The sequence below is a fragment of the Paraburkholderia sp. 22099 genome (assembly GCF_052045835.1).
Lineage (GTDB): Bacteria > Pseudomonadota > Gammaproteobacteria > Burkholderiales > Burkholderiaceae > Paraburkholderia > Paraburkholderia terricola.
Genome location: NZ_JBQEPU010000007.1, coordinates 145988 through 160975, shown reverse-complemented (window position 1 = coordinate 160975; position 14988 = coordinate 145988). Strand labels below are relative to the sequence as shown.

The window sequence follows — 14988 nt, the reverse complement described above, 5'->3', positions numbered from 1 at the left end:
GCACGGCCGGCGTCCCGCCGACAACGTCGCCGGTCCGCCAGATTTCGCTCACCGCTCGCACCGCGGAGCAGCCGGCAGTTTCACCGTCGGCGCCATTCGCGGGTTGTAGCGAGTCAACCGGAGGAACCGCCGTGAAAACTTTCCTGAACCGCCGCAGCGTGCTGACAGGCCCATCGCATCTCGTGCAGATCGAGCGGGAAAACACCGCCGCCCGCGTCTCGCCCGACGACAGGGAAGAAGCGGCGCTGGCCGCGGCGGCCGGCGTCACGCCCGGGGCACCGCCGACGCCCACGCCCATGCGTCCGGTGACGACCTTGCGGCAAGTGCAGGTGGTGCCGTCGCAGGTCAGCGCGCGCGGCGTGCAGATCGCCGATACGGCAGACATCGAATGGCTCGCCGAGGAGGAAGCGCTGACGCCGTTCCGGGTTTTCCGCAGCTTCGACTACTCGGTCAGCCTGCTATTCCACGCGAAGGAGCTGACGTACTACGTCGCGCTGTATCAGGACGGCTCGCTGTGGCGCGCGCTCAAGGCCGCCGATCTCGAAGCCGCCGAAACCGCCTTCCTTCATTTCGAGGAACAGGCGACGCGGCTCTCGGAAGGCGAAACGCGCCGCGCGCAACTGGAAGCGCAGAACGAACAGTTGGCGCGCCTGATCGCTCGCTCCGAGGCGCAGGCCGAAAGGCTGCGCAACGATCTTCAGCGACGCGGCGCGCAGGAGCATGCGGTGTCGAACCGGCAGCATCAGGTACACAAGGAAGTGTCGCAACTCGAGGCGCAGCGCGTGGCCGCGCAGGCGCATCTGAACAAGGCGCACCGGCAGATTCACCAGCTCAGCCTGACGAGCAATGAAGCGATTCCGCATCTGCCGAATCGCTGAACCGGCGCTTGAAACCGGTGCTTGAAACCGACTGCGGGACTCGGCGTTGACGAGCGCTGCAAACGACAAAAAGCAAAACGCCGGCCGGCAAAACCGGTCGGCGTTTTTATTAACGCGCACCGCCTGTTGACGGCGGTGTTTCTACAAGTCTCTTCAGCGCGAATCAGTTGCCGAAGTAGACCGAGTTACGGTCGTTGCCGCTCACCGGACGGCCGGCTTGCGAGCTGCCGGCGATCGGCGCGCCGTAGCCGCTGTTGACCGCTTGAGTGGTGCCGTTTTGCGCATCGACACGTGCTTGCGCGGCTTGCAGGTTAGCCGGGTAGTCGATGTGATCGCCCGTGGGGTTGTAGCCGGCCTTTTCGAGTTGCACCAGTTCGGCGCGGACTTGAGCGCGCGTGACCGGCTGATTCGATTGAGCAAACGATGCGACAGGAGCGGCCAGGGCGGCGGCGACGACAACGGCGGAAATGAGCGTCTTCATGATGTAAACCTCCAGAACTTGTTTTGAATCGCTTTGGGCTTGTTATCCCGTAGCGCTTGAGAAGAAGTTTAGGAGGGTCGACATCTAGGGGAAACCCCTTAAACGACGAAACTCAATTTCGATTATTGCAACAGTAGCGGCCGAGTCCGGCAGTTCCGCTATCTGGCCGGCAAGGTTGGGCAACAATCGGCACCCGATCTGAACCGCTCGCGCGGCCCGGCGCGCCCTTATCGCAAGCGCCCGCCGGTCCCCTGCTCGAACCCTCAGTTCCAGTTCGCGTGGAAGCTGCCCGGCTTGTCGGTGCGCTCGAACGTGTGCGCGCCGAAGAAATCGCGCTGTGCCTGCACCAGATTCGCCGGCAGGCGCTCCGAGCGATACGCGTCGAAATACGCCACCGCCGACGCGAAAGCCGGCACCGGCACGCCCGCATTGATCGCGGCCACCACGACCTCGCGCAACGCCGACTGATAGTTCTTCGCGATGTCGCGGAAGTACGGATCGAGCAGCAGGTTGGCGATCGCCTTGTCTTTCGCATAGGCGTCCGTGATCTTCTGCAGGAAGCGGGCGCGGATGATACAGCCGGCGCGGAAAATCTTCGCGATCGTGCCGAAGTCCAGATCCCACTTGTACTCTTGCGACGCCGCGCGCAGTTGCGCGAAACCTTGCGCGTAGGAAATCACCTTGCTGAAATACAGCGCGCGGCGCACCGATTCGACGAACGCGTCGCGCTCGACGCCGAGCGGCTTCGCCGCCGGCCCTTCCAGCAGCTTGCTCGCGGCGACGCGCTGATCTTTCAGCGACGACAGCACGCGCGCGAACACAGCCTCCGTGATCAGCGGCAGCGGTGCGCCGAGGTCGAGCGCATTCTGGCTGGTCCACTTGCCGGTGCCCTTCTGCGCGGCGCGGTCGAGGATCACGTCCACCAGGTCCTTGCCGGTTTCCTCGTCTTTCTTGCTGAAAATCTTCGAGGTGATTTCGATCAGATAGCTGTCGAGCTCGCCCTGATTCCACTCGGTATAGACCTTGCCGAGTTCTTCGTTCGAGAGGCCGACCACCTGCTTGAGCACCGCATAGCTTTCGGCGATCAGTTGCATGTCGCCGTATTCGATGCCGTTGTGCACCATCTTCACGAAGTGGCCCGCGCCGTCCGGTCCCATGTAGGCGACGCACGGCTCGCCGTCCGGCGCCTTGGCGGCGATTTCGGTGAGGATCGGCGCCACCAGATCGTAGGCGTCGCGCTGGCCGCCCGGCATGATCGACGGGCCTTTCAACGCGCCCTCCTCGCCGCCCGACACGCCCGTGCCGATGAAGTGCAGGCCGGCCTTCGCCAGTTCCTGATTGCGGCGGATCGTGTCGGTGAAATGCGTGTTGCCGCCGTCGATCAGAATGTCGCCCTTGTCCAGCAGCGGTTTGAGCTGGGCGATGGTGGCGTCGGTGGGCTCGCCTGCCTTGACCATCAGCAGAATGCGGCGCGGTTTTTCGAGCGACTCCACGAACTCTTCCGGCGTGAAGGCCGGCACCAGTTTCTTGCCCGGATATTCGGCGATGAGTTCGTCGGTTTTCTCGCGGCTACGGTTGTAGACCGACACCGCGTGGCCGCGGCTCTCGATGTTGAGCGCCAGATTGCGGCCCATGACCGCCAGCCCCACCACGCCGATTGCCTGTTTGCCCATGTGAATTCTCCAGAGTCCAAAAAATGTCGTGACGCCGCGCCGGAATGAACATCGGCGGAGCGTCGAGGGTGAAAGCATAAAAGAAATGCCGGCTTGCCGCTTGATGGCGGGCAGCGGACGGAAGTTTTTTTGCCGAGTGCGGTGTTTGTTGCGGTTGGTTGTTGCGGTTCGCCTTTCGCGATTGCTTGCGGAAGCGGGCCATTGCGGCGGTGCTTCTTGCAGCACCCTTGCCGTGCGTCCGCATTGCCGCATGAGTTCGTGCCCGACACGAGCCAGCGCAAGACGCAACGTGCGCATGCCCGCCAACGAACGTATCTCAGCCCCGCACCGCGCCCCGCCGTCTTCTGAACACCAGACTGAAGTTATTGGCCGGCATCGCGATCGGCTCGTCGCACTCGAGTCCCGCCGCGGCGCCCAACGCGATCACCGCTTCCATGTCGCGCACGCCCCACGCGGGGTCGCGGCTGCGCAATTGCCGGTCGAACGCGTCGTTGCTCGGCGAGGTATGCGCGCCGCCGCGCTTGTAAGGGCCGTACAGATACAGCACGCCGCCGTCCACGAGCCGATTGCCCGCGCCCGCAAAGAGCGCCTGCGCCGCGCTCCACGGCGAGATATGAATCATGTTGATGCAGACCACGGCGTCGAGCGCGTCCACGCCCCAATCCGGCTGATGCACGTCGAGCGCGAGCGGCGCGCGCACGTTCGCCAACCCCGCGTGCGCCACCCACGCGGCAATCGACGCCCGTGCTTGCGCATCGAGATCGCTCGGCTGCCAGTCGAGGCCCGGCAAGGCGCCGGCGAAGCAGACCGCGTGCTGCCCCGTGCCGCTCGCGATTTCGAGCACGCGGCCGGTGGCCGGCAGCACCGTGCGCAGCACGGCGAGGATCGGTTCGCGGTTGCGTTCCGCGGAAGGCGAATGTTGCCGCAGCGCCGCTTGGGGATTCGTCATGTTCAGGCTTTGGGTTCAGTACAACGACGTGCGCACTCTTTCGGCGAGTTCGCGGTCGTAAGTGGCGGCGTCGAAATTCGCGCCGCTGACGCGCCGGAGAATTTCACCCGCGCTCGGCAGCCGGGACCGTTCGACATGATGCGCCGGGTCCCATAGTTTCGAGCGCACCAGCGCCTTCGAGCAATGAAAATACACCGCGTCGACGTCGATCAGCAGCACGGTGCGCGGCAGTTTACCTTCGACGGCGAAACTGTTCAGCATGGCCGGATCGTCGGAAATGCGACCGCGGCCATTCACGCGCAAACTTTCGCCGACGCCCGGAATGATGAACAACAGCGCCAGATGCGGATTGACGATGATGTTGCGCAGACTGTCGATACGATTGTTGCCGATGCGATCCGGCAGCGCGAGCGTGCGTTCGTCGACGATACGCACGAAACCCGGCGTGTCGCCGCGCGGCGAACAATCGAGGCCGTCCGGTCCCGCGGTGGCCAGCACGACGAACGGCGCGACCTCGATAAAGGCGCGATAGTCTTCATTGACGTAGGCGATCTCCTTGCGCACGGAGCGTTCATTCGGCTGGCCGTAGCGCGCTTCGAGCTGTTCAATCGTGGTCAACATCTGCGTTCCTTTGATGGCGGTTGTTCTTCGTTCGGACGGCCCGGTCAATCCAGCGCAAGGCGACCGGCCAGCGCGGTCAAGGCATCGGCGCACGGCGCCGCGATTTTCAGCGACAGCAGCGAATCGGCGCGCGTGCGCCCGAGATTGATCGCGACGATCGGCTTGCCCTGCTTCTGCGCCCACACGCAGAAGCGATAGCCCGAGTAGACCATCAGCGAGGAGCCGACCACCAGCAGCGCATCCGCCGCGTCGAGCGCCTGCGAGGCCGCGTCGACCCGCTCGCGCGGCACGCTTTCGCCGAAGAACACCACCGAGGGTTTCAGCAAGCCGCCGCAGTTCGAACACGCCGGAATGCGGAACGCTTCGAGATCGTGCCATTCGAGATGCGCGTCGCCGTCGGCGGCGGTTTCGGCGGTAATGTTCAGGAGCGCGGGATTGTCGGCTTCGAGCGTCTGCTGAATCGACGCGCGCGCGTGCCGCATGCCGCAGTCCAGACACGTTACGCCGTCGATGCCGCCGTGCAGTTCGATCACCTCGCGGCTGCCCGCCCGCTGATGCAGGCCGTCGACGTTCTGCGTGACCAGCGCCCGCACGCGGCCCGCCGCTTCGAGGCGGGCCAGCGCGGTATGCGCGGCATTCGGCTGCGCCTCTGCGACCACCGGCCAGCCGACCATGCTGCGCGCCCAGTAGCGCTGGCGCATGCCGGCCGTGCCGAGAAATTCCTGCAACGTGATCGGCGGCGAGCGCTTCCATTCGCCGTTGTCGTCGCGATAGCCGGGAATGCCGGAGTCGGTGCTGACGCCCGCGCCGGTCAGCACGAACAGACGCGGATAACGCTGCACGAAGTCATGCAGATCGTCGAGCGTATGCGATGCGTTGATGGTTTCGATGTGTGCGGGCTGAAGTTCGCTCATGACGGGACGTGGTAGGACTGCGGCCTTCGCGTGGAACCGGAACGCTGACTAACGGCGCGGCGCGCGCGGCTTGCCCTGTCTTGCTTGCGCCGCTTTGCTTGCCTGCCGTGCTTGCCGCGCCTGCCATTCGGCAAGCGCGGCCTGATAGCGTTCGAGCGCTTCATCGTAGAGATCGAAGACACACGGATTGCAGCCGCTGTGACAACAATCGTCGAGATCGGGCCGCACGGGCGGCACCGGCGGCGGGTCGTCCCTGGATGTGGCTCGGGGCACGGCGAATCGCTTTCCGAAGTGGCGGGAAGCAGTCAGTATAAGTTGATCCGCCGCGCCGCGCTTTCAGCCCGCGGTCGTCAAGACAGCCGTCAGCCCCGGCCCACGAACGGCATCTTGCTCGCCATGATGGTCATGAACTGCACGTTCGCCGACAGCGGCAATTGCGCCATATGCAGCACCGCGTCGGCGACGTGCTGAACGTCCATCAGCGGCTCGACCGCGATTTCGCCGTTCGCCTGCACGATGCCGCGCGCCATCCGCTCGGCCATCTCGGTGGCCGCGTTGCCGATGTCGATCTGCCCGCACACGATGTCGTATTTGCGGCCGTCGAGCGAGACGGCTTTCGTGAGGCCGGTGATCGCGTGCTTGGTGGCCGTGTACGCGATGCTGTTCGGCCGCGGCGCATGCGCCGAGATCGAGCCGTTGTTGATGATGCGCCCGCCGCGCGGGCTCTGTGTCTTCATCAGACCGAACGCCGCGCGCGTGCAGAGAAACACGCCGGTGAGGTTGGTGTCGACCACGGAGCGCCATTCGTCGATATCGAGTTCGTCGATATCGACGGGCGAACCGCTGCGGCCCGCGTTGTTGAACAGCACGTCGAGCCGCCCATGCCGTTCGCGGATCGTATCGAACAGCGCGGCGACGTTCGCGGCGTCGGTCACGTCGCACGCCACGGCCAGCGCCTCGCCGCCGAGCGGCCGTGCTGCCTCGACGACAGCATCGAGCAGCGCCTGACGACGCCCCGCCAGCACGACGCTATAGCCGTGCTCCACCAGCCGCAGCGCGCACGCGCGGCCGATGCCGCTGCCCGCGCCCGTCACCAGTGCGACTTTTTTGCTTCCCGTTCCCGTCACAGCACGTCTCCTTTGCTTGCAGATTCGATTGGCCAACTCGCCGCACGCGAACCTGCCGGCCTCGACGCCCCGGCTTCGTCGAGCGTTCGCTCGACGAGCGGTCAATCCAGCGCGCGGTCGTTCGGGTTCGCGAACAGCGACTTCATATCCGCGGAGAGCGGATAGTTGAGGTTGATGCCCTTGGGCGGAATCGGCTGCGTGAACCACTTCTGGTACATAGCCGCCGCCTCGCCCGAGGTTTGCAGCCGCGCGATCACGCCGTCGGCGAGCTTCTTGAAGCCGGGGTCGTCCTTGCGGAACATGCAGCCATACACCTCGGACATCGGCGAGTTGCCGGTGATCAGGTAGTCGTTCGCGTCCGCCTCCTTGGCCTTAGCACCATACAGCAGCGGATCGTCCATCACAAATGCCACGGCGCGGCCGGTCTTTACATTGAGAAAGGATTCGGCATGATCTTTCGCGCTGATGAGGCGCATGTTCATGCCCTTCTCGTTGTTCATCTGCCGCAGCAGGCGTTCTTCCGACGTGCCCGCCGTGGTCACCACGGTCTTGCCCGCGAGGTCGGGAAAGTCCTTCACGCCCGAGCTTTTCTTCACGATCATCCGCACGCCGTACTGGAAGAAGCTGTTCGAAAACGCCGCCTGGTTGTCGCGCTCCTTCGTGTGCGTGGTCGAACCGCATTCGATGTCGATGGTGCCGTTCTGCACCAGCGGAATCCGGTTCTGCGACGTGATCGGCACTTCCTTCACCTTGAGGTTCGGCAGGTTCAGTTCCTTCTTCACCTCGTCGACGATCTTCAGCGCGATCGCCTGCGAATAGCCGATCACTTGCTGCTGTTCATCGTAGTAAGAAAACGGCACCGACGATTCGCGTACGCCAAGCGAAATCACGCCGGTGTCGCGGATCTTTCTCAGTGTGGCGCTCGGTTCCTCGGCGCGCGCGGTGCCGGCGAAGCTCGTGGCGATGGCGATCGTGGTGAGTGCTGCTGCAAGTTTCATGGCATCTCCTTGGGTTGTGCCGAAGCGGCGTGTGGCGGTTGTGTGGCGGTTATGCGGCGGTTATGCGGCGGTTATGCGGCGGTTATGCGGCGGTTATGCGGCGGTTATGCGGCGGTTGTATGGGTGCAGCCGGATCGTTGCAATCGAAACATGATGCGAGGTATGCCGCGCTCAGCGTGGCCATGCATAAGCGCCGGGTTCGAGCGGCGGCGCGCGGCCCGCGATCGCATCCGCGATCAGGCGCGCACTGCCGCACGCCAGCGTGAAGCCGAGCGCGCCGTGGCCGGTGTTCAGCCACAGGTTGCGATACCGCGTGGGACCGATGAGCGGCTTGCTGTCGGGCGTGGCCGGACGGTGGCCGCACCAGGTCTGCGCGGCGGCGTAGTTGCCGGCGGCGGGGAAAATTTCCTGCGCCTGGCGCTTGAGCAGGTCGAGGCGCCGGTCGCGCCGCGTCACATCCATGCCGGCGATTTCGACCATGCCCGCAATCCGCAAGCGCTCGCCGAGCGGCGCATACACCACCTTGCGATGCAGATCGGTCACGCTCACGCGCGGCGCGTGCCCGGGCGCGACGGGTATCGTCAGGCTGTAGCCGGTGAGCGGATACATCGGCAGACGCATGCCGAGCGCACGCAGCAACGGCGCGCTGCCGTTGCCCAATGCGACCACGAATGCATCGGCGCGAATCTCGCCGCGCGGCGTGCGCACGGCAAGCGCCGCGCCGCGCTCGGTGACGAACGAATGAACCGGCGTCTCGTAGCGAATCGCCACGCCGTATCGCGTGTTCAGCACGCCGGCGAGCGCCACGCTGAACCGATGGCAATCGCCGGCCTCTTCCGAGGGCGTGTGAATACCGCCCGCCAGCAAGGGCCGCGCGTGTTCCAATGCGGGCTCGAGCGCCACGCAAGCGGCGGCGTCGAGGGCGCGCTGTTCGGAACCGGCCGCTTGCAGAAAATCCATCTTGCGGCGCGCCGCGTCGAATGCATTCGCATCGCGATAGACGACGAGCTTGCCGTTACGCACGTAATTGAAATCGATCGACTCGCGCTGCACGAGTTCGTGCAACGCCTCGCGGCTCAACGCACCCAATCGCAGCATTTCCACGGCCGTTTGGCGCGCGCGGCCGCCGCGGCATGCGAGCAGAAACGACAGGCACCAGCGCCATTGCCGAGGATCGAGGCGCGGCACGAAACGCAACGCGGAATCGCCTTGCAACAGCCACGCGGGCAGATGCGGCAACACCGAAGGATCGGCAAGCGGCGCGACATAGCTATAGCTCAACTGGCCGCCGTTCGCGAAGCTCGCTTCGAGCGCGGCGCCGTCGCGGCCTTCCAGAATCGTCACGTCGTGGCCGTCGCGCGCCAATTGATAGGCGCTCGTCAAACCCACCACGCCCGCACCGAGTACACACACGCGCATAGCAACCACACCCTCGAGGAATCCGTTCACCGCGAGTGTGGCGCGACGAAATACGCGCATCAAATGAGCAGATGCACGGCTCCATAACCCAGGGTTAAGACGTCGGCGGGAGGTTCGCGCCGGCTCATGCGGAGTTCACGCGACATGCGCGCGCAACACGTCGAGAAACGCGTTGCCCGCCTGCGAGTCCATGCCGCCGTCGCGCCAGAGCGCGAACACGCCGACCGACAGCGCCGGCGTGACCGGCCGGATCGCAACCGGCTCCGCGCCGCAATGCGCCGTCAGTTCGTCGAGCAGCGCATAGCCGACGCCGCGCGCGGCCAGGGCGCGCGCCACGTACCAGGTTTGCGCCTCGACGGCGGCGACGCTTTCGTCGAGTTCCTGCGCGTCGAGCGCATTGCCGATCAGCTCGCCGAGCGGATCGCTGTTGCCGATGCTGATCCATTCCCGTGCGAGGAACGCCGGCAGGTCGATCGGCCGTTGCGCGTCGGGATCGTCGGGCGGGCACACGCAGACAATCGCCGTGCGCCCCAGCTCGACCGCCGTGATGCCCGGCCGCGCCGGCGGATTCAGCGCGACCGCGAGATCGAGGTCGCGCGTGAGCAGCGCGTTCAGCAACTCCTCGGTGTGCCGCGTCTGCACCTTCAGCGACACGCGCGGATAGCCGCGCCGGAACGCTTGCACCGCCGGCGGAATCAGGCTCAAGCCGAGGCTCGGCAAACAGCCGATACGCAGATGCCCCTCCGGTTGCAACGCGAGGTTGCGCGCCAGATGGCGAATGCCGTCGAGATTCGCTTGCAGCTTCTGCGATTCGGAGAACAGCAGTTCCGCCTCGCGCGTCGGCTGCAACCGGCCATGCACGCGATTGAACAGCGCGAAGCCGAGGCTGCGCTCCGCCTGCGCGAGCGTCTTGCTCACGGCGGGCTGCGACACGCACAACAGTTCCGCCGCTTTCGACAGCGACCCCGTGCGCATGATGGCGTGAAAAATTTCGATGTGGCGCAAACGCATGGACGCATGACCGGCACGGACCGGCGAAATAAGCACAAATGGATAGACATGGACGAGCCGCCGTCGACGTCGAGCGCGAACCCGGCGGCCGTCGCGAAGCATAACGTCTTTCAGCATGCTTTCATTATTTGCCGTTCCTGTCCGCGCCCGTATCGGACGGCGCATCAATGGTATCTTTCGCCGTTGCGCGTCACGCGCGCGATTCAAGGCCTTCCGAGGATGGAAGAAGGAAGACAGGACGCACGCTTCATGAAAGACCTATCGACACCGCCGCCTGCCGGAGCGGCCACGCCGCCGCGCCGCTGGCCGAACACCGGCTATCCCGCGATGCTCACGGCCACCGCCGCATGGCACGTGTTCGTGCTGGCCGGATGGCTGCTTGCGCCTGCCGCGTGGCCGTGGTGGCTGGCCGCGATCTTCGTCAACCACGCGATTTTCACGGTGGCCGGCTTGCTGCCGCGCACCTCGCTGCTGGGCCCGAACTGGACGCGCCTGCCCGCCGCCGCGCGCAACGCGGACGCCATCGCGCTGACCATCGACGACGGCCCCGATCCCGCCGTCACGCCGCAAGTGCTCGATCTGCTCGACACGTTCGGCGTGCGCGCCACGTTCTTCTGCATCGGCGAGAACGCGCGGCGCCATCCCGAACTCACGCGCGAGATCGTCGTGCGCGGCCATGCGCTGGAGAACCATTCGCAGGTTCACGTGCACACGTTTTCGGTGACGTTGCCGGGCGCGCTCACGCGTGAAATCGACGCCGCGCAGCGCACCCTGGAGGAACTGGGCGGCGCGCGGCCGATGTTCTTCCGCGCGCCGGCCGGCTTGCGCAACATCTTTCTCGAACCCGTGTTGCGCAAGCTCGATCTGCGGCTCGCCTCGTGGACGCGGCGCGGCTACGACACGCGCGAGCGCGATCCGCAGGTCGTGACGCGGCGGCTCATCGACGGCCTGGCGCCACGCGACATCCTGCTGCTGCACGACGGCAACGCCGCGCTCACCGTCGAGGGCAAGCCGCTGATTCTCGCGGTGCTGCCGCGTGTGATCGACGCGGCTCGCAAGCAAGGTCTGCGCTTCGTCACATTGCGCGAGGCACGCATCGAGGGTTGATCGCGCCTCGCGCGGGCTTCGACCGCTCGAACCTCGACCGGCGGTTCGAAAAATCGCTGCCGACGCCTCGCTCCCACGCCCTCACCAACGGTAGCCCACTCCGCCGAAAATCACATCCGAGTCGCGGTCGTAACGGGTCAGCACGCGATTCCAGGCGAGCCGTGCCTCCCAGTGATCGGTCAGGCGATACGCGCCCGCGACCGTCACGAGGCCGGAGAACGTGCCGGCCCCCGAGCCCGAGTCCAGGCTGTGCTCGTTCGCGTTGCCGTTGATCGCGTAGTACACGCCGAGGCCGGCCGCCAGCGTGACCTTGTCGTCGAAGAACGCGCGGGTGGCCCACAACTGGCTCGTCATGCCGTCGCGGCGCGTCTCCCGGCTGCTGCCTTCGTGAAGATAGCCGACCGTCACGTCGAGATACTTCGCGAGGCCGCGCCGGTATTCGATCGCGCCGCCCAGCGCGGTCGGCGAATCGCTCGAGTTGATGATGGTTTGACCCAGGTAGACGGCCACTTCGTTATGCGTGACCGGGTGGGCGCTGTCGCTTGCCCTCTCGCGCGGACCGGGCGTGGCCGGCGCATCGAGCTGATAGCCGACGCCCATCATCACGCCGGCCGAGTCCGGCCCGCGCTGCACGTGCACGCGATTCAACTGAAGTTGCGTGATCCACCGGTTCGATGCGTAATACGCGGCGCGCACGCTATACACGACGCCCCAGCCGTGCGTGTCGGCATAATTTCCGCCTTGCTCGGCGGTGGTCGTATCGAAGTAACGGTAGGGGCCGATGCCCGCCTGCAGCACGAATCGCGGGCTGCCCACGGGAATGCGCCCCCATAGCTGGATGGTCTGGCCGTCGCGGTGATGGCCTGGGATGTGGCCTTCGTTGAGCCATGTGAAGCTGGCGGCGAAGTAGCGCCCCAAGCCTTCCTGATAGTTCAGCGCCCAGGTGTAGGTGTTAGTGCTGCCCGCGCGCGAGCCGCCGCCGAACAGCGAGAATTCCTGCGCGAGACCGACCGTGGATACGGACAACAACAGGAAACCGGCAATGGAGCGCGCTGCGTTGAACCCGCGCCTACAGTGAACAGCGCGATTGAGATGTCGCATGCTGCCTGCCTCTGTGGGTAAGCCCCTTATCGCCACAGGCCGTGTATGGCTGCCGGCCTTTGTTATTCGACAACTCACCGGTGTGCCGCCTGAGTGCGGACACCGGCCGGAACCGGCCATCGTTGAACACTGCCTGTCATGCTAGCAGACCTGCCGCGGCAACGTTGCAGGCGCAACGACGGCATCGCACACGGGCAAAATTACCGGAGCCGATTCAAAAGCCAATCGTCCGGCGAATTTCTTCTTTCGTTCACGCCCGCACTTCAGCCGGCGCGAATCCCGCCGTTTACCAATACATACGGAACCTTACGACGCACCGGCCAACCCTCGAAAAAAGGGCTGCGCCATTCGACGTGCGTCGCCCAAGTCAAACGGAGAGAGTATGTTCGTCGCAATCGGCTGGATCCTCGTGCTGGGGTCCGTCCTGGGCAGTTTTCTAGGCGTGGGCGGGCATTTGCCGGCGCTCATTCAGCCGTTCGAATTGCTCTGCATTTTCGGCGCGGCGATCGGTGCGTTCGTCGTGAGCAATCCGACTTCCACGCTGAAGAAAACCCTCAAGGCGATCCCTTCATGCTTCAAGGGCGGCGGCTATACCAAGGCGAAATACCTTGAACTGATCGCGCTGCTCTACGAACTGCTTCAGAAGGCGCGCAAGGAGGGCATGATGTCGCTCGAAGCCGACGTCAACGCCCCGGAAGAAAGCGTGATCTTCCAGAAGTATCCGCAGATTCTCGGCGACCATCATCTGCTCGACTTCATCGTCGACTATCTGCGCATGATGTCCGGCGGCAACGTCAACGTGCTCGAAGTGCAGGACCTGATCGACGAGGAACTGGCCACGCATCACGCGGAAGCGTCGATCGCGGCCAACGCGATCCAGAAAATGGCCGACGGCCTGCCCGCCTTCGGCATCGTCGCCGCGGTCATGGGCGTGGTTCACACGATGGGTTCGGTCGGCGCGCCGCCCGCCGTGCTCGGCGAAATGATCGCCGGCGCTTTGGTCGGCACGTTTCTCGGCATTCTTCTCGCGTATGGCTTCATCGGCCCGCTCGCCGACCTGCTCAATGCGAAGGCCCGCGCAGAAGCCAAACCGTATCAGTGCGTGAAGGCCGTGCTGCTCGCGTCGCTCTCGGGCTACGCGCCGCCGGTGGCCGTCGAATTCGGCCGCAAGGTGCTGTTCACCGCGGACCGTCCGAGCTTCCAGGAACTCGACGACGCCGTGCGCGCCACCAAGACGCCGAAGCCGGCGTCGGCCTCGGCCTGACCGGAGCGCCATGATGAGCGACAGAAAATCGCGCGGCTCGCAGGGCGAGACGCCGGCCCCGGTGATCGTGCGCCGCTCGAAGAAAGGCGGCGACCACGGCGCGCATCACGGCGGCGCATGGAAAATCGCCTACGCCGACTTCGTCACCGCGATGATGGCGTTCTTTCTGCTGATGTGGCTGCTCGGCTCCACGTCGAAGTACGACAAGCAGGGCATCGAGGATTACTTCAACACCCCGCTGTCGGCCATGCTCGGCGGCAACGACAGCACGGCCGCGGCGCGTCCCAGCGTGGTGCAAGGCGGCGGCCGCGACGTCTCCGATACGCGGCCCGGCGACGGCAAGAAAAGCCAGATCGAGCCGCCGGCCACGGCCGCGCCGACCGTGTCGCCCGCCGACGCGGCCCGCCTGCAGCAACTGAAGGCGAAGCTCACCGCGTTGATCGAGCAGAGCCCCACGCTGAAGTCGTTCAAGGACCAGATCCGCATTTCGATCACGAACGAAGGGCTGCGCATCGAGATCGTCGATTCGCAGAACCGGCCGATGTTTCCGTCCGGCAGTTCGAAGCTGCAACCGTACGCGGTGACGATCCTCACGCAGATCGGCGCGGCGCTCAACGACGTGGAGAACCGCGTTTCGATTGCCGGCCATACGGACGCGGTGATGTTCGCCGCGGGCCCGGAAGGCTATTCGAACTGGGAGTTGTCGTCCGAACGCGCGAACGCCGCGCGCCGCGCGCTGGTGGCCGGCGGCATGCATGCGGACAAGGTGCTGCAGGTGCGCGGGCTGGCGGACGTGCTGCCGCTGAATAGCCGCGTCACGGATGAACCGACTAACCGGCGCATCAGCATCCTCGTGCTGAACAAGGCCGCGGAGCTGGCGTTCTTCCACGACGGCGGACGCACCGCGATCGACGACAGCGTGCCGGCGAGTTCAGCCATTCCCACGGTGGCCGGGCGCTTGCAGCCGGTGAGCTTCACCCGCCGCTCGCCGTAGTCTTTTGCCGGCGTCCAGTCGATCGTGGCTCCTCGGGCGCGCTTCTTGCGCCCTGTCCGGTGGACGTAAGCCGCCCTTTTTGCCGGGCGGCCTGCGCGAACCTTGGTGTGGCGGCGTTGCAATTGCGACGAGTTCACACGTAAATATGACAACGGGAGCAAACGTATGGACACCAATTCAGCACAAGGCGCGGTGAAGGAAGCCGCGGGCAAGGTTCAAGGCGCGGCCGGCGAGATGCTCGGCGACACACGCGAGCAGATGGCGGGCAAGGCCCGCGAATTGAGCGGTAAGGCGCAGCAGCTTTGCGCGAATACCACCAGTCTGTTACGCGAAACCACGGCTGAAAGCCCGTTCACCACGCTCGCGGTGGTCGCGCTCGCCGGTTTCGTGGCCGGCGCGCTGTGGTCGCACGGCGGCTCGCGGCGCGACTATTAGTCTCCTGGTCTCGCCG

Annotated in this window: 16 protein-coding genes; 5 read left to right on the top strand and 11 right to left on the bottom strand. The window is 65.4% G+C overall.

The window, feature by feature from the left end; genetic code table 11:
- The first annotated feature begins 131 nt into the window (after positions 1-131).
- Positions 132-878, top strand: coding sequence for a DUF2968 domain-containing protein (locus tag ACTJLC_RS09420; RefSeq protein ID WP_154872582.1), 747 nt, complete (start codon positions 132-134; stop codon positions 876-878).
- 163 nt (positions 879-1041) lie between these two features.
- Here the strand turns inward: ACTJLC_RS09420 and ACTJLC_RS09415 are convergent, their stop codons facing one another.
- The 10 genes from ACTJLC_RS09415 to ACTJLC_RS09370 form a co-directional block, all read right to left on the bottom strand.
- A complete protein-coding gene (locus ACTJLC_RS09415) occupies positions 1042-1359 on the bottom strand; it encodes a DUF4148 domain-containing protein (protein ID WP_073427270.1) in 318 nt (105 codons plus the stop codon).
- Positions 1360-1622: 263 nt separating this feature from the next.
- On the bottom strand, positions 1623-3032 hold the full coding sequence (gene gndA, locus ACTJLC_RS09410) for an NADP-dependent phosphogluconate dehydrogenase (protein WP_154872581.1): 1410 nt from the start codon (positions 3030-3032) through the stop codon (positions 1623-1625).
- A gap of 316 nt (positions 3033-3348) precedes the next feature.
- Positions 3349-3981 carry a DUF938 domain-containing protein gene (locus ACTJLC_RS09405; protein ID WP_310313870.1) on the bottom strand — a complete coding sequence of 211 codons (633 nt, stop codon included), beginning with the start codon at positions 3979-3981 and terminating at the stop codon, positions 3349-3351.
- Between the two features lie 15 nt (positions 3982-3996).
- Entirely contained in the window at positions 3997-4602 is a 606-nt protein-coding gene (locus ACTJLC_RS09400; RefSeq protein WP_073427267.1) for a pyridoxamine 5'-phosphate oxidase family protein, read from the bottom strand.
- A 44-nt stretch (positions 4603-4646) separates the two neighbouring features.
- Entirely contained in the window at positions 4647-5516 is an 870-nt protein-coding gene (locus tag ACTJLC_RS09395; protein ID WP_440843706.1) for an NAD-dependent protein deacetylase, read from the bottom strand.
- Positions 5517-5564: 48 nt separating this feature from the next.
- Positions 5565-5789: an oxidoreductase-like domain-containing protein gene (locus ACTJLC_RS09390; RefSeq protein ID WP_310313865.1), complete on the bottom strand. Its 225-nt coding sequence runs from the start codon at positions 5787-5789 to the stop codon at positions 5565-5567.
- An 89-nt stretch (positions 5790-5878) separates the two neighbouring features.
- Positions 5879-6643, bottom strand: coding sequence for an SDR family oxidoreductase (locus ACTJLC_RS09385; protein WP_310313863.1), 765 nt, complete (start codon positions 6641-6643; stop codon positions 5879-5881).
- Positions 6644-6744: 101 nt separating this feature from the next.
- A complete protein-coding gene (locus ACTJLC_RS09380) occupies positions 6745-7641 on the bottom strand; it encodes a glutamate/aspartate ABC transporter substrate-binding protein (RefSeq protein ID WP_310313858.1) in 897 nt (298 codons plus the stop codon).
- A 171-nt stretch (positions 7642-7812) separates the two neighbouring features.
- The gene (locus tag ACTJLC_RS09375; protein WP_310313856.1) at positions 7813-9120 is read right to left on the bottom strand and encodes a D-amino acid dehydrogenase; all 1308 of its coding nucleotides are present in this window, start codon (positions 9118-9120) and stop codon (positions 7813-7815) included.
- Between the two features lie 75 nt (positions 9121-9195).
- Positions 9196-10071: a LysR family transcriptional regulator gene (locus ACTJLC_RS09370; RefSeq protein WP_310118140.1), complete on the bottom strand. Its 876-nt coding sequence runs from the start codon at positions 10069-10071 to the stop codon at positions 9196-9198.
- A 249-nt stretch (positions 10072-10320) separates the two neighbouring features.
- Between ACTJLC_RS09370 and ACTJLC_RS09365 the strand changes: the two genes are divergently transcribed.
- The gene (locus tag ACTJLC_RS09365) at positions 10321-11178 is read left to right on the top strand and encodes a polysaccharide deacetylase family protein (RefSeq protein WP_310313853.1); all 858 of its coding nucleotides are present in this window, start codon (positions 10321-10323) and stop codon (positions 11176-11178) included.
- 81 nt (positions 11179-11259) lie between these two features.
- Here ACTJLC_RS09365 and ACTJLC_RS09360 read toward each other — a convergent pair whose 3' ends face one another.
- The gene (locus tag ACTJLC_RS09360) at positions 11260-12279 is read right to left on the bottom strand and encodes a hypothetical protein (RefSeq protein ID WP_310313850.1); all 1020 of its coding nucleotides are present in this window, start codon (positions 12277-12279) and stop codon (positions 11260-11262) included.
- 382 nt (positions 12280-12661) lie between these two features.
- Between ACTJLC_RS09360 and motA the strand changes: the two genes are divergently transcribed.
- The 3 genes from motA to ACTJLC_RS09345 all read left to right on the top strand — a co-directional run bounded on the left by motA (position 12662) and on the right by ACTJLC_RS09345 (position 14972).
- Entirely contained in the window at positions 12662-13543 is an 882-nt protein-coding gene (gene motA / locus ACTJLC_RS09355) for a flagellar motor stator protein MotA (RefSeq protein ID WP_073427260.1), read from the top strand.
- Between the two features lie 13 nt (positions 13544-13556).
- Positions 13557-14537, top strand: a complete 981-nt coding sequence (gene motB / locus ACTJLC_RS09350; RefSeq protein WP_310128332.1) for a flagellar motor protein MotB — start codon at positions 13557-13559, stop codon at positions 14535-14537.
- A 165-nt stretch (positions 14538-14702) separates the two neighbouring features.
- On the top strand, positions 14703-14972 hold the full coding sequence (locus ACTJLC_RS09345) for a CsbD family protein (protein WP_073427258.1): 270 nt from the start codon (positions 14703-14705) through the stop codon (positions 14970-14972).
- The last annotated feature ends 16 nt before the right edge of the window (positions 14973-14988 follow it).

Excerpts from the sequence above, each read along its gene's own strand:
- gndA (WP_154872581.1), bottom strand. The coding sequence starts at position 3,032 with ATGGGCAAACAGGCAATCGGCGTGGTGGGGCTGGCGGTCATGGGCCGC.
- ACTJLC_RS09395 (WP_440843706.1), bottom strand. The coding sequence starts at position 5,516 with ATGAGCGAACTTCAGCCCGCACACATCGAAACCATCAACGCATCGCAT.
- motB (WP_310128332.1), top strand. The coding sequence starts at position 13,557 with ATGAGCGACAGAAAATCGCGCGGCTCGCAGGGCGAGACGCCGGCCCCG.
- ACTJLC_RS09345 (WP_073427258.1), top strand. The coding sequence starts at position 14,703 with ATGGACACCAATTCAGCACAAGGCGCGGTGAAGGAAGCCGCGGGCAAG.
- ACTJLC_RS09415 (WP_073427270.1), bottom strand. The coding sequence starts at position 1,359 with ATGAAGACGCTCATTTCCGCCGTTGTCGTCGCCGCCGCCCTGGCCGCT.
- ACTJLC_RS09360 (WP_310313850.1), bottom strand. The coding sequence starts at position 12,279 with ATGCGACATCTCAATCGCGCTGTTCACTGTAGGCGCGGGTTCAACGCA.
- ACTJLC_RS09380 (WP_310313858.1), bottom strand. The coding sequence starts at position 7,641 with ATGAAACTTGCAGCAGCACTCACCACGATCGCCATCGCCACGAGCTTC.
- ACTJLC_RS09400 (WP_073427267.1), bottom strand. The coding sequence starts at position 4,602 with ATGTTGACCACGATTGAACAGCTCGAAGCGCGCTACGGCCAGCCGAAT.
- ACTJLC_RS09370 (WP_310118140.1), bottom strand. The coding sequence starts at position 10,071 with ATGCGTTTGCGCCACATCGAAATTTTTCACGCCATCATGCGCACGGGG.
- ACTJLC_RS09365 (WP_310313853.1), top strand. The coding sequence starts at position 10,321 with ATGAAAGACCTATCGACACCGCCGCCTGCCGGAGCGGCCACGCCGCCG.
- ACTJLC_RS09375 (WP_310313856.1), bottom strand. The coding sequence starts at position 9,120 with ATGCGCGTATTTCGTCGCGCCACACTCGCGGTGAACGGATTCCTCGAG.
- ACTJLC_RS09405 (WP_310313870.1), bottom strand. The coding sequence starts at position 3,981 with ATGACGAATCCCCAAGCGGCGCTGCGGCAACATTCGCCTTCCGCGGAA.
- motA (WP_073427260.1), top strand. The coding sequence starts at position 12,662 with ATGTTCGTCGCAATCGGCTGGATCCTCGTGCTGGGGTCCGTCCTGGGC.